Source organism: Caloramator sp. CAR-1, from assembly GCF_030546345.1.
Lineage (GTDB): Bacteria > Bacillota > Clostridia > Clostridiales > Caloramatoraceae > Caloramator > Caloramator australicus.
Genome location: NZ_JAUONW010000023.1, coordinates 14,126 through 35,618 on the forward strand (window position 1 = coordinate 14,126; position 21,493 = coordinate 35,618).

Genomic DNA, 21,493 nt, shown 5'->3' on the forward strand with positions numbered 1-21,493 from the left:
GGTGGGAGAATGGATAGAGGCATTGCTGCTTCTTCTGGAGTAGCGATTGGACGGGCACATATTATAAAAAAAGAAATAGAAGTTAAAAAATATAGAGTAGAAAATGCTAATGAAGAGATTGATAGGCTAGATAGAGCAATTTCTATAGCTAAAGATGAAATAGAAAAAATAAAAGATGCTTCAGTTAATACAATAGGAGAAAAAAATGCTAAAGTTTTTGAAGCACATTTGATGATTTTAGAAGATGTTGAATTTATTAATTCAATTAAAAATAGAATTTATAACGATAAAATTAATGCTGAATATGCAGTAAAATTAGTAAGCTATGAATATTCTCAAATATTTCTTAATATGGAAAATGAATACTTTAAGGAAAGAGCGTCTGATATAAAGGATGTTGGAAATAGAATAATAAATATTTTAAGTGGAAGCAATAATAACTCTATAATAAATATACATAAAAAATGCATCATCGTAGCTGATGATATTACTCCATCTGAAACAGCACAAATGAATAAAGAATTAGTTTTGGGAATTGCAACTAATTTAGGTGGAAAAACATCTCATTCTGCAATTATAGCAAGAACACTTGAAATACCAGCAGTTTTAGGATTAGGGAATATAACAGATGTAGTAAAAGAAGGTGACATTTTAATACTTGATGGTGATGAGGGTATTGTAATTATTAATCCTGATGATGAAACTGTAAAAAGGTATAAAGAAAAACAGCAGAAAATTAATGAGGAAAAAAGTGAACTTTTAAAGTATAAAAATATTATAGTAAACAAAAATGGAAGGTTAATAGAAATAGCAGCAAATATAGGAAAAATAGAGGAAGTTGATTTAGCTGTAAAATATGGTGCAGATGGAATTGGACTTTTTAGAACGGAATTTTTATATATGGACAAAGAGACTCTACCAACAGAAGATGAGCAGTTTGAGGCATATAAGCATGTTTTAGAAAAGATGGAGGGGAAACCAGTTATAATAAGAACTCTTGATATAGGTGGGGATAAACATATTAATTATTTAAATTTAGAAAAGGAACAAAATCCATTTTTGGGATTGAGAGCAATAAGGCTTTGCCTTAATAGAATAGATTTATTTAAAGCGCAATTAAGAGCGCTTCTTAGAGCATCGATTTATGGAAATCTTAGAATTATGTTTCCGATGATTTCAGGTTTGAAGGAATTAAGGAAAGCTAAAGGGGTCTTAAAGGAAGTCGAAGAGGAATTATCTTCTCAAGGCATTAAATATTCTAATGATTATAAGCTTGGCATAATGATAGAGGTTCCTTCAGCTGCAATAATATCTGATATGCTTGCAAAGGAAGTTGACTTTTTTAGTATAGGAACAAATGATCTTATTCAGTATACATTGGCAGTTGACAGAATGAACCAAAATGTTTCATATCTGTATGAACCATCACACCCTGCAATATTGAGATTGATTAAAACTGTTATTGATAATGCACATAGAGAAGGAATATGGGTTGGAATGTGTGGAGAGATGGCATCGGATTTAAGTATGACAGAAACTTTATTTGAAATGGGATTGGATGAGTTTAGTGTATCTCCACCTATGATTTTAAACTTAAAAAAGAAATTAGGAGGAACTTATGAAGGGAATTAAAAACGGTAAAATAATCCTTGAAGATGGGATTTTAGAGGATAGGGTTATACTTTTTGAAGATAAAATAATAGATATAGTTTCAGAAAAGGAATATAATCTATCAACAGTAGAGCTTATAGATGTGGGAGGAAGCTTCGTTTCACCTGGGTTTATAAATATCCATGTCCATGGATGCTCAGGATATGATTTTATGGATGAGGAAGGATTAGAGGAAATATCGAAGGAACTTTTAAAAACAGGGGTTACATCCTTTCTTGCCACTACAATGTCGTTGGAATTTGAAAAGATTGAAAGAGCGCTTAGAAAAATTAAAGAATTTATGATAAAGGGAAGATGTAAAGGCTTACTAGGAGTTCATCTAGAGGGACCCTTTATAAGTAAAAAATATAAGGGTGCCCATGATGAAAGATTTTTAATAGATCCTGATTTTAAGTTGATAGAACCCTATAAGGATGTTATTAAAATAGTTACTCTAGCACCAGAGCTTGAAGGGGCAGAGGAATTTATTAAAAAATGTTCTAAGGAAGGCATAGTAATATCAATAGGTCATAGTGGTGCAAGCTTTGAGGGAACCTTAAAGGCAATAGAGTATGGTGCTAAAAGTATAACTCATACCTTCAATGCAATGCCTCAGCTTCATCATAGAAACCCTTCGGTTTTAGGTGCAGCCTTTACAACTGATGTTTATTGTGAAGTAATACCTGATAATATTCACATCCATCCTTATCTTTACGAAGTCTTAATTAGAATTAAAGGAAAAGATAGAATAATTCTTGTCACTGATTCAAATAGGGCTTGCCTTTTAAGAGACGGGGAATATGAGCTTGGAGGACAGGCTGTAACAGTAAAGAATGGCAAGGCAACACTAAGGGATGGAACTATTGCAGGAAGCGTTCTTAGGATGAACGAGGGAATAAGGAATTTTTACAAAAACACAAACCTTGAGATTTGGGAAGCAGTAAAATTAGCCACAATTAATCCTGCAAGACTATTGGGAATTTACGATAAAAAGGGAAGTATTGAAGCTGGGAAAGATGCGGAGTTTTGTATCTTGGATGAGGAATTTAATATCGTAGATGTCATTATGTAAGTTTGAGGATTTATCGGCAAATTAAGCACTTTATCAGAAAAATATTTCTGATAAAGTGCTTTTTGTGCGAAATTGTTAGAAAAATTTAATATTTTTAGAATATTTAAAGATAATTTCTATAAATAAGAATCCAACTATTTGTAATATCAATGTTTAAAGGGTATAATGATTATTGTTAAACTTTTAACTAAAGATGGGGGGATTTTATGTTAGATCTAGTAAAAAATATCAACAGCATTCTTTGGAGTTATGTTTTAATTTTTCTATTATGTGGAACGGGAATCTATTATACCATTATTTTAAAGGGAGTCCAAATAAGAAGATTTAAGGATGGGTGGAAAAGGGTTTTTGGTAATATAACATTAAAGGGAGAAAAGGCAGGAAAGGAGGGCATGACATCCTTTCAAGCTCTTGCAACGGCAATAGCTGCCCAGGTTGGAACAGGTAACCTTGCCGGTGCAGCAACAGCCATTGCATCAGGTGGACCAGGTGCAATCTTTTGGATGTGGCTGAGTGCTTTTTTTGGAATGAGCACCCTCTTTTCAGAAGCAGTTCTTGCACAAACTTTTAAGGATAAGGTAGAGGATGAGGTTACGGGTGGACCTGCCTATTATATTAAAAAAGGTTTAGGAAGCAATTTTCTTGCTTATTTATTTTCGGTTTCAATTATTTTAGCGCTAGGATTTATGGGCAACATGGTTCAGTCAAATTCCATCGGAGCAGCCTTTAGTAATTCCTTTGGAATAAAGCCTATTTACGTTGGAATAGTTCTTGCAATTATAGCAGGTTTTATTTTTATAGGCGGGATAAAAAGAATTGCCTCAGTAACAGAAAAGATTGTTCCTATAATGGCACTATTTTATATAATAGGAGGAATAATAGTTATTGTTTTAAACATAGACTCACTTATTCCTGCTTTTAAGATGATATTCCTTGGAGCTTTTAATCCTAAGGCAGCAACAGGAGGAATAATAGGTGCAACTGTTAAAGAAGCCGTAAGATATGGTGTTGCAAGGGGACTTTTCTCCAACGAAGCAGGTATGGGTTCAACACCCCATGCCCATGCTGTTGCAAAGGTAAATCATCCAGTTGAACAAGGGGTTGTGGGTATTATAAGTGTTTTTATAGATACATTTGTTATTTTAACTTTAACTGCCCTTGTAATTTTAACTACAGGCTCAATTGAAACTAAAACAACAGGGATAAAGTTAACTCAAGAGGCTTTTATTAGAGGTTTAGGATCCTTTGGAGGAGTATTTATCGCAATTGCCCTTTTATTCTTTGCCTTTTCAACAATAATAGGTTGGTATTTCTTTGGAGAGGCCAATGTTAAATTCTTATTTGGCAAAAAAGGGTTAATGCCCTATAGAATATTAGTTATTATATTTATTGCATTAGGAACAGTCCTTGAAGTTCCTTTAGTATGGGAACTTGCCGACCTTTTCAATGGAATAATGGTTATTCCAAACCTTATAGCCTTACTAGTTCTTTCAAAGACAGTTAAAAAGGCACTTGAAGATTATGAAAAAAGGAATTAGACTTTAGGTCTAATTCCTTGATTTTCCATAGAATTTTGAAAAAATTTTTAGAGCAAATTATTGACTTTTTTTTTATGTCATTGTATAATAGAAAATGTCGTGTGGCCCCTTGGTCAAGTGGTTAAGACACCACCCTTTCACGGTGGTAACAGGGGTTCGAATCCCCTAGGGGTCACCATTTGGGCGCCTAGCTCAGCTGGGAGAGCATCTGCCTTACAAGCAGAGGGTCACAGGTTCGAGCCCTGTGGTGCCCACCATACGGCCCAGTAGCTCAGTTGGTTAGAGTGCCGGCCTGTCACGCCGGAGGTCGAGGGTTCGAGCCCCTTCTGGGTCGCCATATGCCGGCTTAGCTCAATCGGTAGAGCAACTGACTTGTAATCAGTAGGTTGTAGGTTCAAGTCCTATAGCCGGCTCCATAAAAGTCCTAGCAATGCTAGGACTTTTAATTTTTACAAAAAAGGTAAGCAAAAGCCTACCCTTTTTATGATATGGAAGATTTAGTTATCCATTTTTTAATTCTTATATCGTCTCCAAAGAATTTATAAACATCAAAGGAACCGAATATCCTTGATTTTATCCTCTCGGCATATATGGAGTCAAAGTCTTCAAGGGGAAGATTTGTGGAAATTATCATCTTTTTATTCTTTAAAAGCCTTGCGTTCAAGATATTAAATAATTCCAACTGGGATAAACCTGTGCTATTAGGTTCAGTTCCAAGATCGTCTATTATTAAAAGATCGCAGTCCAATATGTCTTCAATGACTTCCCTTTGGGAATTTTCGTCGAATCTGGAATTTTTAATAATGTTTATAAGATCTGGAGCTGTCTGATATATAACAACCTTTCCCATATCCAAAAGGTCTTTTGCTATACAGTGGGATAAAAAGGTCTTACCAAGACCAGAACCTCCATAGAAAAAGAGGCTCCTGTCTATATTATCAAAGTTTTGGACAAAATTAAGACAATCGGTAAAAATCCTTTCCATATTTTTTCTTGGTGATGTAGCTTCTCCAGGATAAATTTCATTTGAATAAAGGTTTATATCAAAGGTATCGAAGTTTTCCCTTTTTAGTATCTCCTTTAAATTTGATTGCTGATAAAGCTTATCTATAAGCTTTTGCTTAAAGCAGGAGCACTTTTCCGAACCTATAAATCCAGTGTCTTTGCATTTTTCACATTTATATTTGATTTCCATGTAATCAAGGGGAATTTTATAAAAGGATAAAAGCTCCCCTTTTTCTATTTTTAAATTAGTTATTTTTTCCTTTGTGTTTTCTATTATTTCCTCTGCTTGTTCACCGCCTACAACAGCCATTGCCATCGAAATCCCAAGCTTTTTTATTTCCTCATCTATTTCTTTAATTCTTGGGATTTTTGAATAAACCTTTTCAATCCTTTCCTTTTGCCTTGCCTTTGCCTCATTTTGAAGTTTTTCATAATCCTCCATAATTTCAGCTATTATCCTGCTTCTCAACGTTATCCCTCCTTGAAAGGAGCATTTTTTCAAGTTCCTTTATATCGTATTTTCTCTGACCACCATAACTGTTGAAATAATTTTGTGTTTGCTTATTTGCAACTTTTTGTTTTTTGTCATATTTTTTTATTTTATCCAGCGAATCTATGTTATTTTTGTGCCAGTCGTTCAATATGGCATCAACATAATTAAAATTGATTTCATTTATCCTTTTAACGCATATTCTACAGGCTTCCTTAATAAGTTCATCGGAAAATTTATAATCATAAATCCATTTATCAAGAAGTTCCTCTTGAGGTTTTGATATTTCTAAATCTTTAATCCCCATAAAATTAAGTATTTCTTTAAATCTATTCCACCTTTCATCAAATCGATTTAAATGTGCCTGTGCATCTTCGATGGTTTTAATATTGCTTTCATGCCAAGCAATAGCAACCTTTTCTATGTATCTTATGTCGGTTTTTTGCTTTGATGCACAGTATTCTACCAAAAGATTAACAACCTCAGGTGGAAATTTAAAATCCTCCACAAATCCAATAAACGTAGAAATTTCCTTAGTTGACAAAGGCCTTGCAATTATTTTTTCTATATTTATAAGCATTTCTTGAAGGCTTTGGGAAAAGTCGTTTCTCCTTGAGTGGGTAAAGGACAAGGAGCCGTCGTTGTTAATAAAAAGTATTCCTATTTCTTGAAGGTATTCAATTGCCTTTATAACATCGCCCTCGAGCATATTAAGATCCTTTGCTAATTTATATGTTGGAATTTCAAGGCCATCATAGGCTAATTTTAATATCATAAGGTAAACCTTTAAAAAGTCACCGTTTATATCCTTGAGATGTTTTTCAAAAAATTCATAGGGAACAGGAATAAAATCCAGCAATGGAGAATTTATTTTAATATTTGCCATGGTGATACACCTCTTTTTATTGCTTTAATATATTATATCAGTTTAAGGGGGTTAAAACAAATAGAAATAAATAGTTAAAATGTTGCATAAAATATACTAGGTTGCAAAAATTTTTTTATTATTGTATACTAAAAAATATGAGCTAAAGAGAAAGGGGGAAAGAAGGTGCAAGGAGAAGGTAAAGTTGATTTTTTGTCAAAATTAGTCAAAAACCTTAAATTTTACAAAAAAATCGACATTTTTTCTATCCTGGGCTTTTTAGTTGGAATATTCGTTGCAGTAAGCTGCATTGACATAAATATAGACAAGGAATCTGCCTACATAGTAAAGATAAACGGCAGTAAGATTGGTGTGGTTAAAGGTATTGAGACATATAAAAATGTTTTAAATTCCATTAAGGAAACAGATGGTGAATCTCCTTTAAACTCAATATCCTATGAAAGGGTAAATTTTCTAAAGATAAACTTTTTATCTGAAAAGGAATTGGAATATAATATAAGAGAAAAACTAGGACTTAAAGCAAAGGTTTATAGCATCAAGATAAACGGAGAGGAAATAGCAAAGGTAAAATATTATGAGGATTATCAAAGTCTCTTAGATAAAATTAAAAAATACTATTATCCAAAGGTTCAGGGAGATGTGAAGATAATCTCAGCTACTATAAAGGAAAACATTGAGGCTGTTGAAACCTTTGACTACTACAAAAACACAATGGATACAGATGATATCCTTCAAAAAATTGCAGATGGGCAAATGCTAACCTATGAGTATGAAGTAAAACAGGGAGATACCGTTTGGGACATTTCCTTGAAAAACGACATTTCTATCGAGGATATTAAACTTGCAAACCCTGATCTTAATATAGATAAGATCCAGATAGGACAAAAGATTAAATTCATAAAGAAAAAGCCATACGTTAATGTTGAAATTGTAGCTATGATAAATGCCAAGGAAGAAATACCCTATGATACAAAGAAGATAATCGATAAAAGCTTAAAACAAGGCATAGAAAAGGTTAAGGAAGAAGGACAAAATGGTCTTGCCTATGTTGAAAAGAAGGTTTATATATTAAACGATGACGTAATCCAAGAGGATGTTTTATCTTCCAAAGTTTTAAAAGAACCTAAGGACGAAATTTTAATTGTTGGTGGGAAGAAAACAAGCTCCTCCTACATGGCCTTTGGAGGCTTTATAAGGCCATCAAGAGGAAGGATAACATCAAGATTTGGATATAGATGGGGAAGAATGCACGAGGGGGTTGATATTGCAGCCCCAACAGGGACACCTATATACGCTGCAGCCTCAGGAAAGGTTATCTATGCAGGTTGGAAAAGTGGCTATGGAAAGTGCGTTATTTTAAAACATGGTGATGGCTACCATACAGTATACGGACATGCAAGTAAAATATATGTTAGCATAGGTGAATATGTAGATAGAGGACAAAAGATAGCAGCAGTAGGAAGCACAGGCCGTTCAACAGGACCTCACCTTCATTTTGAGGTTAGAAAAAACGGTGTTCCTAAAAATCCTTTAAAATATATAAGATAACAAGAGCCCTTTATCTTTGATATAAGATAAAGGGCTCTATCTTTTACTTTAATATCTTGTCAAAAACAAATAATCCTTTCCCTTGTGAAAACTTGTTTTCGCCAATTCCTATCGTAGATAGGCTTAAGATTGATTTTATATCCTTAGGAGTTAAATTTGGCGTTTTCTCCAGGATTACTGCAATTGCACCTGAAATTATAGCAGAAGCAATGGATGTTCCGGATTTAACAGTATACGCATTTAACAAATTTGATGTTCTGCCAGGGATATATGTTATATCGGAAGCCAATGATTTAACGTTGGATGCCAGCATTACAATATCTGGCTTTACGGTTTTTTTAAAAGTAGGTCCCCTTCCAGAGAAACTACAAACCCTTATATTTTTCATATTTCCACCGAACTCGACACCGCCGACGGTTATTACCTCATCGATATTTCCCGGGCAATGAATGGAAAAACTTTGAGGCCCTGAGTTTCCAGATGGCGCCACCACTGCAATATTCTTTGAAAGAGCTATTTTAATTATCTCTTCTAATGGATTTATATTTACATTTATGTCGAATTCAAAGGGAAGATTGATTACCCTTATGTTAAAACTTTCTGAATAGGTTATAAGGATATCAATAGCCTTAATTACATCCGATAAAAATCCCTTTCCAGAGGCATCGAAGGCCTTTATCATAACAATATTTGAATCAGGAGCTATTCCTTCAATGTCTGAAGTATATTTAGAGGCTGCAATACATCCTGATAAAAATGTTCCATGACCATTATCGTCATAGGGCTTTTCAATTCCGTTTATTAAATCCTTAAAAAAAATTATTGCATTTCGTTTGATTGTAAGGTCTGGATGAGGATATACTCCAGTGTCTACTATACCTATTCCTATTCCCTTTCCTGTTAATTTGAAAAGTTTAGGATAACTTAAACCTATAAGTTTTTCAGCATTTTTCAAGCAAAGATTACCCTTATAGTCATAACATATAAAGGAAACCTCGGGATATTCAGTTATATAATCTATAGAAAGGGAGGAAAGCTCACAGGATATAGCCCTTATGTTTTCGTATTCCCATTTTATTTTACCGTTTGATGAGGTTATTTTACTTTTTATTTTTTTAGAGTCTTCCCTTAAGGATATGATAACTGGAATTTTGCTTTTTAAATTGATCTTCATTAAGTTTTTTAAATAGGGGTCAATTTTTTTATTTAAAAAAAACATATTAACCCTCTAAAAATTTATGCATTATATTATATGCAAAATTCCTTTAAATGTTACTTATAAATTCCTTAAAGGCCCTTGCTGCAGGTGAAAGAGTTCTTTTTTGATGAAGGACTAAATAAATATTCCTTTTTAAGTCTAGATTTTTTACATCATGCTTTTTTATATAACCTGCCTTAATATAATCTTCACAGGCAAGTTCAGAAACAACCGAAACCCCAAGTCCATTCTTTACAAATTGTAATACCGCTTCAAGACTGCTCGTTTCAATAGCAACCTTTATTTTTTCTAAAAGCCCATTAGAGCTTAAAAACTCTTCGAAAACATTCCTTGTGGCAGAACCGCTCTCCCTTAAGATGAATTTTTCCTTTATCATATCTTCTATGCTATTTATTGAAGGAACATCGGGAGAACTTATCAGTATAAGATTGTCGTCTGCTATTTTTTTATACTCAAGCCTTTCATCGCATATGGTCTCTCCAACTATACCAAGCTCAACATCTCCATTTAAAACAAGTCCTATTACGTTTTTAGTGCTGTCCTCCTTAACGTCAAAATCTACAGAGGGATAATTTTCTGTGAATTTTTTAACCAAAGATGGTAATAAAAATCTACAGGGTGTTGTGCTGGAGGCAATATTTAATTTTCCTGTAATATTTTTTTGAAATTCGTTTATGGAATATATTGCGTTGTTTCTTATGTTTAAAAGGTTTAGGGCATAGTCGAAAAATATTTTTCCTGCGGGAGTTAAATTAACTTCCTTGCTGCTTCTGTCAAACAAAGTTGTATTAAGTTCCTTTTCAAGGTTTGATATATGGGCACTTATTGTCGGCTGAGATAGGAATATTGCTTCGGCTGCTTTAGAAAAACTTTTAAATTTAGCTACGTTGATAAAAGCTTCAATTTGTTTAAAATCCATTGATTCACCCCCTATTTTTAATATATTTTATTTTATAAATACTTTCAATAGTAAATATTTAAAAAAACGATAAACTTTATAATTTACCAGAAAAAAGTAGTTACATTAAGAAGAAGAAAATGATATAATAAAAGTTACGGATTTATAGTTTAAAGAAAAGCAAAGGATGGGTGGAGATGGATAAACTACAGATAGAAGGTGGAAAAAGGCTATTTGGAGAAGTGAATATAAGCGGTGCCAAAAATGCTGCTGTTGCTATACTTCCTGCTTCTATTTTGGCGGATGATGGCCTTTGTAATATAGATAATATCCCTGATATACAGGATATTAAATGCCTTGAAAATATAATGATAGATATGGGAATATCTTTAACTTCTGAAAGGGATGGGCATGTTAAGATAAATCCAAATACGATTAAAACATATAGCGCCCATGGTGAAAATGTAAGGACGATGAGGGCATCCTATTACCTTTTAGGGGCACTTCTTGGAAAGTATAAAAAAGCAGAAGTTGCCTTCCCAGGAGGATGTTCAATAGGGGTAAGGCCTATAGATCAGCATATAAAGGGATTTGAAGCCTTAGGAGCAAAGGTTACAATAGAACATGGATATATCAAGGCTGAAGCACCAAATGGGCTTAAGGGTGCAAATATATATCTTGATGTTGTTTCAGTTGGTGCTACGATAAATATAATGCTTGCAGCATGCAAGGCAGAAGGAATTACTGTAATTGAGAATGCTGCAAGGGAGCCCCATGTTGTTGACGTTGCAAACTTTTTAAACTCGATGGGAGCAAATATAAAGGGTGCTGGAACTGATGTTATAAAAATAGTTGGGGTAGATAAGCTAAGGGGATGCGACTATTCTGTAATACCGGATCAAATAGAGGCAGGAACATATATGGTTGCAGCAGCCATCACAAAAGGAGATGTTCTAATTAAAAACGTTATCCCAAAACATCTTGAATCTATGACTGCAAAGCTTATAGAAATGGGAGTTAATGTTGAAGAGTATGAGGACTCTATAAGGGTTAGCTGCGATAAAAGACCTAAGGCAGTGAATATAAAGACTCTTCCTTATCCAGGATTCCCAACGGATATTCAGCAGCCCTTTACAACTTTACTTTCAGTATCAGAAGGAAGAAGCATTGTTACAGAGAGCATTTGGGAAGGAAGATTTAAACATGTTGATGAGCTAAAAAGGATGGGAGCGAATATAAAGGTTGAAGGAAAAATAGCAATTATAGATGGAATTGAAAGGCTCTCAGGGGCTGAGGTTATGGCAACTGACCTTAGGGCAGGTGCAGCCCTTGTTATAGCTGGTCTTGCAGCGGAAGGAACGACAACAGTTACACATGTAAGGCATATAGATAGAGGCTACGAAAAAATAGAAGAAAAGTTAAGAAAACTAGGTGCTAGCATAATTAGGATAACCGACAATAGAGAGTATTTTGAATAAAGGTGGGATTTTCCCACCTTTATTTTATTGCCTTACTTTTTATAGCAGCATCGTAAACAGCCTTTGCAACTTCCTTTTGTACTTTAAGGTCAAAGGCTTTTGGAATAATATAATTTTCATTTAATTTATCTTCTTCTACGGAATTTGCAATAGCAAGGGCTGCTGCTATTTTCATATCTTCATTAATTTCCCTTGCCCTTGCATCTAGGGCACCTCTAAAAATTCCAGGAAAGGCAAGGACGTTGTTAATTTGATTATCAAAGTCAGACCTTCCTGTCCCTACAATTCTTGCACCGGCTTTTTTTGCCTCATCAGGGAAAATCTCTGGGGTTGGGTTTGCCATGGCAAAAATTATTGAATCTTTGTTCATTGTTTTTACCATTTCAGAAGTTAAAACATTAGGAGCAGAAACTCCAATAAATACATCGGCACCCCTTATAACATCCTTTAAAAGGCCCCTTTCACCGTTTGGATTTGTAAGCATTGCAAGTTCCCTTTTAGCATTATCAATATCACCATTAGGATCTAAAACTCCTTTTTTGTCGCAAACTATAATATTTTTAGCACCTGCCGACAAAAGAAGTTTTGTGATTGCACATCCTGCGGCACCGGCACCGTTTACAACGATTTTTATTTCATTTAGTTTTTTATTTACTATCTTAAGGGCATTAGTAAGGGCAGCCAAGGTTACAACAGCAGTTCCATGCTGGTCATCGTGAAACACTGGAATGTCAAGTTTTTCCCTGAGTTTTCTTTCTATTTCAAAACATCTTGGTGCAGATATATCCTCTAAATTTATTCCACCAAATCCCTTTGATATTCTAACGATTGTTTCAACTATCTCATCAACATCTTTAGAATCTATAACAATAGGAAATGCATCAACATCTGCAAATTTTTTAAAAAGGACGCATTTACCCTCCATGACTGGAAGGCTTGCTAAAGGACCTATATCACCAAGGCCTAAGACAGCACTTCCGTCGGATATTACAGCAACAGTATTCCACTTTCTTGTATATATGTAGGCTTTATCTGGATCTTTTTGTATCTCAAGACAGGGCTGTGCAACTCCAGGTGTATAGGCGAGGGACAAATCCTTTGAATTATTAACTTCCACCCTTGATATCACTTCTATCTTTCCTTTTACTTTTTCATGAAAGGATAGGGCTTCATCGTAAATCGACATGATATCACTCTCCTTATAATAAAGAAAACTTATATTCTAATGATATTATACGATATATAAAGAAATTTATAAAACATTAATCTACTACGAAATTTGTCAACAATTGTTGATATAGCTTGAATTTTACCATATAATGATTTTAAAGGAGGGGGATAAGCAATATGCATAAAAATAGATCATTTGTATTTAAGGCTTTTGCCTTTTTACTACTTTTGCTGATGCTTTTTCAAATCTATTATGTAAAAATATTAACTGATAAATTTTATTATCAGGTTGAAATTCAAAGGAAGAATGAGCTAAAGCAAAAGATCGATATGGTATATAATGCTATTTCACCTATATTACAATTAAAAATACAGGGAAAGATAACAAAGAAAGAGGCTATAGAAAGAATTGCTGATTTAGTAAGAAGGATGACCTATGATGATGAGTATTCGAAAAATTATATTTTTATGAGCAGCTACGATGGAACATATATAGTTCAACCCTTTGAGAGGGAAAAGGAATGGAAAAACTTTTGGAATTATAAAGATATAAAGGGGACTTATGTTCTAAGGGAACTTGTCAAGGCAGCAAAGGAAAGTCCAGAAGGGTCTTATGTTTCTTATTATTCTGCACCTCCAGGTTCTAGCGAACATCAACTTAAGCTTTCCTATGTAAAGGGCATCCCGGAGATAGAGGCATATATAGGAACAGGCATGTATGTCCAAAACACATTTAAGTCAATGTTTAAACTTCTTTTTTCAATAAAATCTGCAATTTACCATATAGTATTATTTACAATAATCTTGTTTATATCCTATATTTACAGACTGAATTCTGATTATAGAAGGCTCAAGGAGGAGACTTTAAAAAGAAAAATTCTTTTTGAAAACTCCCCTGATGCTTTAGTTGAATTTGATAAATCAGGGCTTATCGTAGATGTAAACAAATCCTTTGAGAAAATATTTGGATATAAAAAGGAAGAGTGTATAAGAAGACATATAGATGATTTAATTACAGATGAAAAATATATAGAAGAGGCTATGGATATAACCAATAAGGTTTTTCAACAGGGATTTTGCCATGTTGAAACAGTAAGGTTTAATAAAGAGAAAAAACCCGTTAATGTTTTAATTAGAAGCATTTTAATCAAGATAAACGAACGCATCTATGGTGGCTTTGGGATTTATACTGATATAACAACACAGAAGAAATATGAAAAAGATCTTAAGTATTTAAGTTACCATGATACATTAACTGGGCTTTATAATTTTAGATATTTTAATAGTTTTGTTAAAAATATAAAGCATAGCGACTTGCCCCTTGGAATTATAATAGCAGATGTTAATGGTCTAAAACTTGTTAACGATACCTTAGGCCATTTATATGGTGATAAACTTTTAATTTCCTTTTCAAAGATTTTATTAGAATCAAAAAGGGATAAGGATGTAGTGTTTAGATTAGGGGGAGATGAGTTTTTGATTTTACTGCCTAATACACAAGCAAAAGAAGTTGAGGAAGTTTTAAATAACATAAAACATAATATAGAGAAACATAATGAAAATGTTAGCGAAAGGATTTTAACCTTAAGCGTTGCCCTTGGGATGGCGGTAAAAGATGATAATAGGGATTTTAAAGTTGGCTTTAAGGAAGCTGATAACAATATGTATAAGAATAAGCTTTTGGATAAGACAAGTTCAAGAAACCAGATTTTAAATGTTCTGATGGCTGCCTTGGGAGAGAAGGATTATGTAACTAAAGGGCATACTGAAAGGGTAAAGAAAATGGCACATAAAATGGCAGAAAAGATGGGGCTTGGTGAGGTTCAAAAAAATAATCTTTTGCTATTATCAGATATGCATGATCTTGGGAAGGTTGCAATATCAGATGATATATTAAACAAAAGGGAGCCTTTGACGGATGAAGAATGGGAGATTCTAAAAAGTCACCCTGAAAAGGGATATAGAATTGCAGTCTCCTCACCAGAGCTTGCAGGAATAGCAGATCTTATACTTAAACATCATGAAAGATGGGATGGAAAAGGCTACCCATTAGGCCTTAAAGGGGAACAAATTCCAATAGAATGTAGAATACTTGCTGTTGTAGATGCATATGATGCCATGACAAATTCAAGACCTTACAATATAGTTAAAACCCACGAGGAGGCCATAGAGGAGATAAAAAGATGTTCAGGCACTCAATTTGACCCTAAGATTGTAGATGTTTTTTTGGAAATTTTGCAATAAGTTAACTTATTGTTATTTTATCCGTAAAGAATTATAATATAGCTTGATATATTTTATTCGAAAGAGGAGATTCTATGGAGTTTTGTTCAATATACAGCGGAAGTAGTGGCAATTGTCTTTATGTAGGAACAGAAAAGACTAAGCTTTTAGTAGATGCAGGCCTTACAGGGAAAAAAGTTCAAGAGGGATTAAAGGAAATTGGAATAGATCCTACGGAAATAAAAGGTATACTGATAACCCATGAACACGATGACCATATTAAGGCGGCAGGAATTTTATCAAGGAGGTTTAATATTCCTATTTATGCTAATACTAATACATGGAATGCAATTTATAAGGCCATAGGTGAGGTAAAGCTTCACAATATAAAGGTATTTGAAGGCTATGATGGTTTTGAGATTGGAGATATATTCATAAAACCCTTTAAAATACCCCATGATGCGGTGGACCCTGTTGGATATTCCTTTTACCATAAAAACAAAAAAATATCCATAGCAACGGATATAGGCCACTCCAGCAAAGAGGTTAAAGAAAACATAAAGGATTCTGATTTTATACTTTTAGAATCAAACCATGATGTTGAACTTTTAAAGATAGGTCCATATCCATATCATTTAAAAAGAAGAATACTTAGCGACAGGGGGCATCTTTCCAACGAAGATGCAGCAAAAACGATTTTAGAAATATTAAACCAAAGGATAAAAAAGGTCATGCTTGGGCATTTGAGTCAAACTAACAACTACCCTGAGCTTGCCTTAAGAACGGTTATTTCAATTTTAGAGATGAATGGAGTAAGGGATGGAGAAGATATAATAATCGACATTGCCCATAGAGATAGGGTTGGGAGGGTTCAATCTATCTAAAAGGTGGTTTGTATGGAGGAGAGAAGACCTTCCCTTTTTTCTTATTTTGTGGTTTCACTTTTAGGTGCAGTAATTGGTGCATTTTTGATGGTTACCTTTTTTCCTGCTGCAACACAAGGTAAAGAGGAAAACAAAATTGAAAACAGGATTATCATTGAAAAAACTACCGACTTTTCCTATGCAGCAAACAAGGTTTTGCCTTCGGTAGTTTCGATATCCAGCAAAGGACAAGTTGCATCTGGCTTTATAATCGACCAAGACGGATTTATCGCCACCAACAGCCATGTCCTTGATAAGAATATGATCATAACCTTAACGGATGGTAGAGAATTTACCGGCAATGTTGTTTTTGAGGACAGGGTCTTGGACCTTGCTATAATAAAGATAGAAGCGGACAATCTTAACGAGGTAACCTTAGGGGATTCAAACCTTATAAATATCGGGGATAGCGTTCTTGCCATAGGGAACCCTTTAAATTTAAGGTATCACAGGACTGTAACGGCTGGCATCATAAGCGGTAAGGATATAACCATTGAGATTGAGAAGGGAAAGTTTATGGAGGATTTAATCCAAACGGATGCAGCAATAAACAAGGGAAACAGCGGAGGCCCCCTTATAAATCTTAGGGGTGAGGTTATAGGTATAAACTCCGTTAAAGCTTCTGAATATGAGGGAATAGGCTTTGCTATTCCAATAAATATAATTAAGCCGATATTAAAATCTCTAAGGGAAAAGGGAGAATTTAAGCCACCAACGTTAGGGCTTAAGGTATTTGATGTTGAAACAGCACGATATTATAATTATAACATAGACAGAGGAATATACGTTTATGAGGTTATAGAGGATGGTCCAGGTTTTAAGGCAGGAATTAAAGAGGGGGATGTCATCCTTTCTATAGACGGTGTGGAGGTTAACAAAGTTGTAGACCTTAAAAGGGAATTATATTTAAAGGAAATTGGAAGCAAGGTAATTTTAAAGATAAAAAATCCAATAGGTATGGTAAGAGAAGTTGAAGTTCTTTTGGATTCCATCGATAACCTTTCAGTGGATGTTTTTAGATAAAGCTATTGATTTTTATTAAATAATGTGTTATCATGTAAAAGATAATAAAAGAGGTCTTTAAATCAGTCCCGTGAGGCTGGTAAGATGTTAAAGGTTTTGCATAATATTGGACACAACTTCTTACCTCCCATGGTAGGAAGTTTTTTTATGCCCAAAACTTTTAAATCAGTCCAGCGAGGCTGAAAAAGGAGGTTTTAAAATGCAAGAAAAAATAGTATTAAAAGGACAGTTAGCTCAGGAACTTACTTTATTTGAAAGACTAAAAAGAATAATCTTGGCAGTTCAGCATCTTATCGCGATGTTTGGGGCCACAGTTTTGGTTCCTATCTTAACAGGTCTTGACCCATCGGTAGCTATATTCTCAGCAGGTCTTGGAACCATGATATTCCACCTTTGCACAAAGAAAAAGGTTCCGGTTTTCTTAGGTTCATCCTTTGCCTTTATCCCAGGCATAATTGCTGTAAAACAATCCTTTGGAGACTTAAGATATGCACAGGGCGGGATAGTAGTTGCAGGATTGATTTATGTTTTAGTATCCTTAGTGGTTCAAAGAATAGGGGTTGAAAGGATAAAAAGATTTTTACCTGCACAGGTTGTAGGACCTATGATAATGGTAATAGGTTTAAACTTGGTTCCCGTAGCGTATAACAGTGCAAAGACGAATTATTTGGTTTCAATCGCAACGCTTTTAGTTGCAGTTATGGTAACATTGTTTGGCAAGGGACTTTTAAAACAGCTGTCAATAATAGTAGGGGTTGCCTTTGGATATATTCTATCAGCTGCCTTAGGAATAGTTGATACATCCAGCATATCGGCAGCAAAATTAATAGAAATCCCACACTTTACTTTACCTAAATTTGACTTGGCAGCAATAGCGATTATAGCACCGGTTGTTCTTGCGGTGTTTATGGAACACATAGGCGATATTACAACAAACGGACAGGTTGTAGGACAGGATTTTATAAAGGACCCAGGGCTTAATAGAACGCTTTTAGGCGATGGTTTGGCAACCATGGCGGCAGGATTTATAGGTGGACCTGCAAATACAACCTATGGTGAAAATACAGGAGTTTTAGCGATTACAAAAAATTATGACCCATCAATCCTTAGAATGACGGCAGTCTTTGCGATGATTTTAGGGTTTATAGGTAAGGTTGGAGGAGTTTTAAAGTCCATTCCGGTTCCGGTAATGGGCGGAATTAGCTTTATGTTATATTCGATGATAGCCCTAATAGGAGTTCAGACGATAAAAAACAGCAAGGTGAAATTTAACGTAAAGAATATAATAGTTATGGCTACAGTTCTTATTCTAGGACTGTTACCATCATATACAGGAATAAATATAGGTATTCCTGTAACAGAAACGGTAAAAATACAAGGCCTTAGCTTTGCAGCAATAGTTGGGGTTATAGTGAATTTAGTTCTAAACAGAGAATAAAATATAAGTAGGCTACCCCTTAAGGTGGGGGTAGCTTTTTTACTTTACAATAATTTTCGTTGTAAATAAAATTGTATTATAAACAAAAGCTTTTTAAGGAGGATATTATGAACATAGCCATAATTTCTGTTGGTAAGCTTAAGGAAAAATATTTAAAAGAAGGCATTAATGAATTTTTAAAAAGGCTTTCAAAATATACTAAGGTTGAAATAATAGAAGTTCCTGATGAAAAGGCACCGGAGAATTTATCTCAACGGGAAGAGGAAAACATAAAGGATAAGGAAGGCCAAAATATTTTAAAACATATAAAGGAGAATATGTTCGTTGTTGCCCTTGATATTCAAGGGAAACATCTATCATCCGAGGAATTTGCACAATTTTTAAGTCAAAGGGCTATAGAGGGTAAAAGCAGCATTGCCTTTATAATAGGAGGCTCAATAGGATTATCTAAATCGGTTCTAAATAGAGCAGATTTTAAGCTATCTTTTTCTAAAATGACCTTCCCCCATCAGCTTATGCGTTTGATTTTACTTGAGCAAATCTATAGGGCTTATAGGATAATTAGCGGTGAACCGTATCACAAGTAGTCGCAAATTGTTTTTCAAAAATTAAGCATTTAAAAATTTTTTAATTGTGCAATTTGATTGTGCATTATAGAACAAAAATTATTGTAGAAGGGATAGAGGATTTCAATGAACAAGGAAAAATACTATAAGTTAATTGAGATGTTGAAAAAAAGGCAAAGGAGAATCCTAAAGCTTGCAAAAGGAGAACATTTTTGCTTTTACTATTAGGCTAAGGGTATATTTTTGGTGTTTTATTTATACTTATTGCTGCTTCAGCACTTTTATTTAGCATTATATTCAGGGGAGGAATGTCAGGGAGCTATGGGCTTTTTAAGATAGCGATTGCATTTATTGGTTTATCCTACTATATATTTAAAGGGCTTTGGGTAAGGATTTATCCTCCAGGGGGAATACCACTAAGCAGGGAGGATTGCCCAGAACTATTTAATGAAGTAGATAAAATCGCAAGGAAGTTGAGATCACCTAAGGTTCACTATATTTATATTACAGATGAATTTAACGCATCAATAGTATCGGTGCCACAGTTTGGGTTATTTGGTTTTTATAAAAACTATTTATGTGTAGGTCTTCCTTATATGTGGGCATCATCAGTTGAAGAATTTAGAGCAACACTAGCTCATGAAATAGCACATCTATCTTCGAAACATGGTAGGAGTGGTGTGCTTATATATCGTGTAAGGGAAACTTGGGAAAGGATATTATTACAACTTGAGGAAAAGAAGCATTGGGGAAATTTTATATTCAAATGGTTTTTTAAAAGATATATTCCGTTTTTTGATGCATATTCTTCGGTTTACAGAAGACTAGCTGAGCACGAAGCGGACAAGCTTGCTGCACAGCTTGTTGGCGTTAATGTGTATACTAGTATGTTGATTAACACATCATCAAAGTTAACTGCATTGAATGAGGATTTTTGGAAGGAAATATATAAAAGAAATAAATTTCAGTTTAAGCCACCGAAGGATGTATTTACAAGACTTGAGGCTCTTTTAAAAAAGGGACTTGACTATAATAAACTATGTATGTATTTAAATGAAAATATGGAATATAAAACAAATATGGGAGATACACATCCTTGTCTTAGGGATCGTATTGAAGTTATTGGTGGAGAAGTAAAGGAACCAACGATAGTTGAAAATGATGCTGCCTCACATTATTTATCTAATAAGTTTTTAGATGAGCTAAGCTATATATTTAGTAGGCACTGGTATGATGAAGTAGGAAATACGTGGTCAAAAAGATACTCAAATTTTAAAAGATACAAAATAAGGCTCAAGGAGCTTGAAATGTATGGCAAGGAAAATTTAGATATTGACGGTCTATATCGCTATGCATATTATACCCATAGGATTAAGGGAGCAGAGGAGGCAATACCAATATATAGAGAGATATTATATTTAAACGAAAAACATATAAAAGCAAACTATGGTCTTGGGAAGGCTCTTATGTCCAAAAATAATAACGAGGACCTTGTATATCTTGAAAGAACAATAAATATTAGCGAAAAATACTTAGATGAAACATATGTAAAGTGCTATATAAATGCATGCAGGCATTTTTGAATTGATTTTTAGATGGAATAATGTGCTGTTTAACAGATATTTTTAGAGAATATTATAAATATGAGAATATTCATCTAACTTTTATATTTTTCAAAGACTTTGCAAGTAAATATGCAAGGATTGCTGTAGATAGCGAAGTTAAATTTATCGTTGATGAGGATAGATGGTTTGATTTTCAACACTACGTATTAAAATTTGCTCGAAATAACCATGATTTTGAAAGAAGATTGAAAATAGACGAACAGTATACGTATACACCCATGATTACTATGATAGGGAATTGAGTGAAAATCAAATAGAAGAATTTTGCTATTCACATATTTTATATCAGGATATTTTTTTAGAAAGCAGTAAGGAAAATGTTATATTAAGGTTTAAAAATAGAAAACAAAATTAACAAGTATAAAAATTGATAGTGTCAAGATATTGTAGGTTAATTTTTATAGACAACCCCCTAAAATGTTTAAAATCAAGACTTTCGTAAACTTTTAAACTTTAAATTATATTTTCATATTTAATTGATTTTAATATCTTATACATTGGCGTTACTTTTCCAATATTTAATATTGTTATATTATTTATTCCTTCTCGTGAAGAATTATTTATTCTTTTAATTGTTTCTTTTATCTTCTTTTTATTTAATCTAAATGTTTCAATATCTTCCTTGTATATACTTATTTCCCTTAAATTGCCTCCATTCCTGCTAAATACCCTTAGCTTTGCCATTATCTTTAATCCCTCTTTACTCCATCCTAATGGCCTACTGCTTAATCTMGCTGATAA

Annotated in this window: 18 protein-coding genes and 4 tRNA genes; 16 read left to right on the forward strand and 6 right to left on the reverse strand. The window is 33.8% G+C overall.

Translation table 11 applies throughout. From position 1 onward, the window contains the following. Positions 1 to 9: 9 nt before the first annotated feature. The 7 genes from ptsP to Q3V94_RS07435 all read left to right on the forward strand — a co-directional run bounded on the left by ptsP (position 10) and on the right by Q3V94_RS07435 (position 4,676). Positions 10 to 1,632 (forward strand): phosphoenolpyruvate--protein phosphotransferase, encoded by a 1,623-nt coding sequence (gene ptsP / locus Q3V94_RS07405; RefSeq protein WP_303526503.1) that lies wholly within the window; start codon positions 10 to 12, stop codon positions 1,630 to 1,632. Then, the gene (gene nagA / locus Q3V94_RS07410) at positions 1,619 to 2,722 is read left to right on the forward strand and encodes an N-acetylglucosamine-6-phosphate deacetylase (protein ID WP_303526506.1); all 1,104 of its coding nucleotides are present in this window, start codon (positions 1,619 to 1,621) and stop codon (positions 2,720 to 2,722) included. Before ptsP ends, nagA begins: the two co-directional genes overlap by 14 nt. Positions 2,723 to 2,928: 206 nt before the next feature. After that, a complete protein-coding gene (locus tag Q3V94_RS07415) occupies positions 2,929 to 4,260 on the forward strand; it encodes a sodium:alanine symporter family protein (RefSeq protein WP_303526510.1) in 1,332 nt (443 codons plus the stop codon). A gap of 103 nt (positions 4,261 to 4,363) precedes the next feature. Then, positions 4,364 to 4,438: transfer RNA gene (locus tag Q3V94_RS07420), tRNA-Glu, on the forward strand. Between the two features lie 3 nt (positions 4,439 to 4,441). Beyond that, positions 4,442 to 4,517 (forward strand) — tRNA-Val (locus Q3V94_RS07425). 3 nt (positions 4,518 to 4,520) lie between these two features. Continuing rightward, a tRNA-Asp gene (locus Q3V94_RS07430) sits at positions 4,521 to 4,597 on the forward strand. A 3-nt stretch (positions 4,598 to 4,600) separates the two neighbouring features. Beyond that, positions 4,601 to 4,676, forward strand: a tRNA-Thr gene (locus Q3V94_RS07435). Between the two features lie 65 nt (positions 4,677 to 4,741). On the opposite strand, the gene Q3V94_RS07440 is transcribed toward Q3V94_RS07435, so the two are convergent. Both Q3V94_RS07440 and Q3V94_RS07445 read right to left on the reverse strand, forming a co-directional pair. After that, entirely contained in the window at positions 4,742 to 5,734 is a 993-nt protein-coding gene (locus Q3V94_RS07440; RefSeq protein WP_303526513.1) for an ATP-binding protein, read from the reverse strand. Continuing rightward, positions 5,712 to 6,641, reverse strand: a complete 930-nt coding sequence (locus Q3V94_RS07445) for a DnaD domain protein (RefSeq protein WP_303526517.1) — start codon at positions 6,639 to 6,641, stop codon at positions 5,712 to 5,714. Before Q3V94_RS07445 ends, Q3V94_RS07440 begins: the two co-directional genes overlap by 23 nt. 165 nt (positions 6,642 to 6,806) lie before the next feature. On the opposite strand from Q3V94_RS07445, the gene Q3V94_RS07450 reads away from it, so the two are divergent. Continuing rightward, complete coding sequence (locus Q3V94_RS07450) at positions 6,807 to 8,189, forward strand: peptidoglycan DD-metalloendopeptidase family protein (RefSeq protein ID WP_303526519.1); 1,383 nt, start codon at positions 6,807 to 6,809, stop codon at positions 8,187 to 8,189. A 43-nt stretch (positions 8,190 to 8,232) separates the two neighbouring features. Here Q3V94_RS07450 and Q3V94_RS07455 read toward each other — a convergent pair whose 3' ends face one another. Then, on the reverse strand, positions 8,233 to 9,408 hold the full coding sequence (locus tag Q3V94_RS07455) for a S8 family serine peptidase (protein WP_303526521.1): 1,176 nt from the start codon (positions 9,406 to 9,408) through the stop codon (positions 8,233 to 8,235). Between the two features lie 46 nt (positions 9,409 to 9,454). After that, complete coding sequence (locus Q3V94_RS07460; protein ID WP_303526523.1) at positions 9,455 to 10,327, reverse strand: selenium metabolism-associated LysR family transcriptional regulator; 873 nt, start codon at positions 10,325 to 10,327, stop codon at positions 9,455 to 9,457. Positions 10,328 to 10,503: 176 nt separating this feature from the next. On the opposite strand from Q3V94_RS07460, the gene Q3V94_RS07465 reads away from it, so the two are divergent. After that, on the forward strand, positions 10,504 to 11,784 hold the full coding sequence (locus Q3V94_RS07465) for a UDP-N-acetylglucosamine 1-carboxyvinyltransferase (protein ID WP_303526525.1): 1,281 nt from the start codon (positions 10,504 to 10,506) through the stop codon (positions 11,782 to 11,784). 19 nt (positions 11,785 to 11,803) lie between these two features. On the opposite strand, the gene Q3V94_RS07470 is transcribed toward Q3V94_RS07465, so the two are convergent. Beyond that, positions 11,804 to 12,970 carry an NADP-dependent malic enzyme gene (locus tag Q3V94_RS07470; RefSeq protein WP_303526527.1) on the reverse strand — a complete coding sequence of 389 codons (1,167 nt, stop codon included), beginning with the start codon at positions 12,968 to 12,970 and terminating at the stop codon, positions 11,804 to 11,806. 161 nt (positions 12,971 to 13,131) lie between these two features. Here Q3V94_RS07470 and Q3V94_RS07475 point away from each other — a divergent pair, with 161 nt between their 5' ends. The 7 genes from Q3V94_RS07475 to Q3V94_RS07505 all read left to right on the forward strand — a co-directional run bounded on the left by Q3V94_RS07475 (position 13,132) and on the right by Q3V94_RS07505 (position 20,994). After that, positions 13,132 to 15,198, forward strand: a complete 2,067-nt coding sequence (locus tag Q3V94_RS07475) for an HD domain-containing phosphohydrolase (RefSeq protein ID WP_303526528.1) — start codon at positions 13,132 to 13,134, stop codon at positions 15,196 to 15,198. Between the two features lie 74 nt (positions 15,199 to 15,272). Further along, positions 15,273 to 16,061 (forward strand): MBL fold metallo-hydrolase, encoded by a 789-nt coding sequence (locus Q3V94_RS07480; protein WP_303526530.1) that lies wholly within the window; start codon positions 15,273 to 15,275, stop codon positions 16,059 to 16,061. Between the two features lie 12 nt (positions 16,062 to 16,073). Next, complete coding sequence (locus Q3V94_RS07485) at positions 16,074 to 17,123, forward strand: S1C family serine protease (protein WP_303526533.1); 1,050 nt, start codon at positions 16,074 to 16,076, stop codon at positions 17,121 to 17,123. Positions 17,124 to 17,322: 199 nt separating this feature from the next. Next, the gene (locus tag Q3V94_RS07490; RefSeq protein WP_303526535.1) at positions 17,323 to 18,561 is read left to right on the forward strand and encodes a uracil-xanthine permease family protein; all 1,239 of its coding nucleotides are present in this window, start codon (positions 17,323 to 17,325) and stop codon (positions 18,559 to 18,561) included. A gap of 107 nt (positions 18,562 to 18,668) precedes the next feature. Further along, positions 18,669 to 19,148 (forward strand): 23S rRNA (pseudouridine(1915)-N(3))-methyltransferase RlmH, encoded by a 480-nt coding sequence (gene rlmH, locus Q3V94_RS07495; protein ID WP_303526537.1) that lies wholly within the window; start codon positions 18,669 to 18,671, stop codon positions 19,146 to 19,148. A gap of 287 nt (positions 19,149 to 19,435) precedes the next feature. Continuing rightward, entirely contained in the window at positions 19,436 to 20,710 is a 1,275-nt protein-coding gene (locus tag Q3V94_RS07500) for a M48 family metallopeptidase (RefSeq protein WP_303526541.1), read from the forward strand. A 20-nt stretch (positions 20,711 to 20,730) separates the two neighbouring features. After that, positions 20,731 to 20,994, forward strand: coding sequence for a hypothetical protein (locus Q3V94_RS07505; RefSeq protein WP_303526543.1), 264 nt, complete (start codon positions 20,731 to 20,733; stop codon positions 20,992 to 20,994). A 211-nt stretch (positions 20,995 to 21,205) separates the two neighbouring features. Here Q3V94_RS07505 and Q3V94_RS07510 read toward each other — a convergent pair. Beyond that, on the reverse strand, positions 21,206 to 21,493 hold a 288-nt coding region (locus Q3V94_RS07510; protein ID WP_303526545.1), incomplete at its 5' end, for a UPF0236 family transposase-like protein.

Coding starts and splice junctions, on each gene's coding strand:
- ptsP (WP_303526503.1), top strand. CDS start 10: ATGGATAGAGGCATTGCTGCTTCTTCTGGAGTAGCGATTGGACGGGCA.
- nagA (WP_303526506.1), top strand. CDS start 1,619: ATGAAGGGAATTAAAAACGGTAAAATAATCCTTGAAGATGGGATTTTA.
- Q3V94_RS07415 (WP_303526510.1), top strand. CDS start 2,929: ATGTTAGATCTAGTAAAAAATATCAACAGCATTCTTTGGAGTTATGTT.
- Q3V94_RS07445 (WP_303526517.1), bottom strand. CDS start 6,641: ATGGCAAATATTAAAATAAATTCTCCATTGCTGGATTTTATTCCTGTT.
- Q3V94_RS07455 (WP_303526521.1), bottom strand. CDS start 9,408: ATGTTTTTTTTAAATAAAAAAATTGACCCCTATTTAAAAAACTTAATG.
- Q3V94_RS07460 (WP_303526523.1), bottom strand. CDS start 10,327: ATGGATTTTAAACAAATTGAAGCTTTTATCAACGTAGCTAAATTTAAA.
- Q3V94_RS07465 (WP_303526525.1), top strand. CDS start 10,504: ATGGATAAACTACAGATAGAAGGTGGAAAAAGGCTATTTGGAGAAGTG.
- Q3V94_RS07470 (WP_303526527.1), bottom strand. CDS start 12,970: ATGTCGATTTACGATGAAGCCCTATCCTTTCATGAAAAAGTAAAAGGA.
- Q3V94_RS07475 (WP_303526528.1), top strand. CDS start 13,132: ATGCATAAAAATAGATCATTTGTATTTAAGGCTTTTGCCTTTTTACTA.
- Q3V94_RS07480 (WP_303526530.1), top strand. CDS start 15,273: ATGGAGTTTTGTTCAATATACAGCGGAAGTAGTGGCAATTGTCTTTAT.
- Q3V94_RS07485 (WP_303526533.1), top strand. CDS start 16,074: ATGGAGGAGAGAAGACCTTCCCTTTTTTCTTATTTTGTGGTTTCACTT.
- Q3V94_RS07490 (WP_303526535.1), top strand. CDS start 17,323: ATGCAAGAAAAAATAGTATTAAAAGGACAGTTAGCTCAGGAACTTACT.
- rlmH (WP_303526537.1), top strand. CDS start 18,669: ATGAACATAGCCATAATTTCTGTTGGTAAGCTTAAGGAAAAATATTTA.
- Q3V94_RS07500 (WP_303526541.1), top strand. CDS start 19,436: ATGTCAGGGAGCTATGGGCTTTTTAAGATAGCGATTGCATTTATTGGT.
- Q3V94_RS07505 (WP_303526543.1), top strand. CDS start 20,731: ATGTGCTGTTTAACAGATATTTTTAGAGAATATTATAAATATGAGAAT.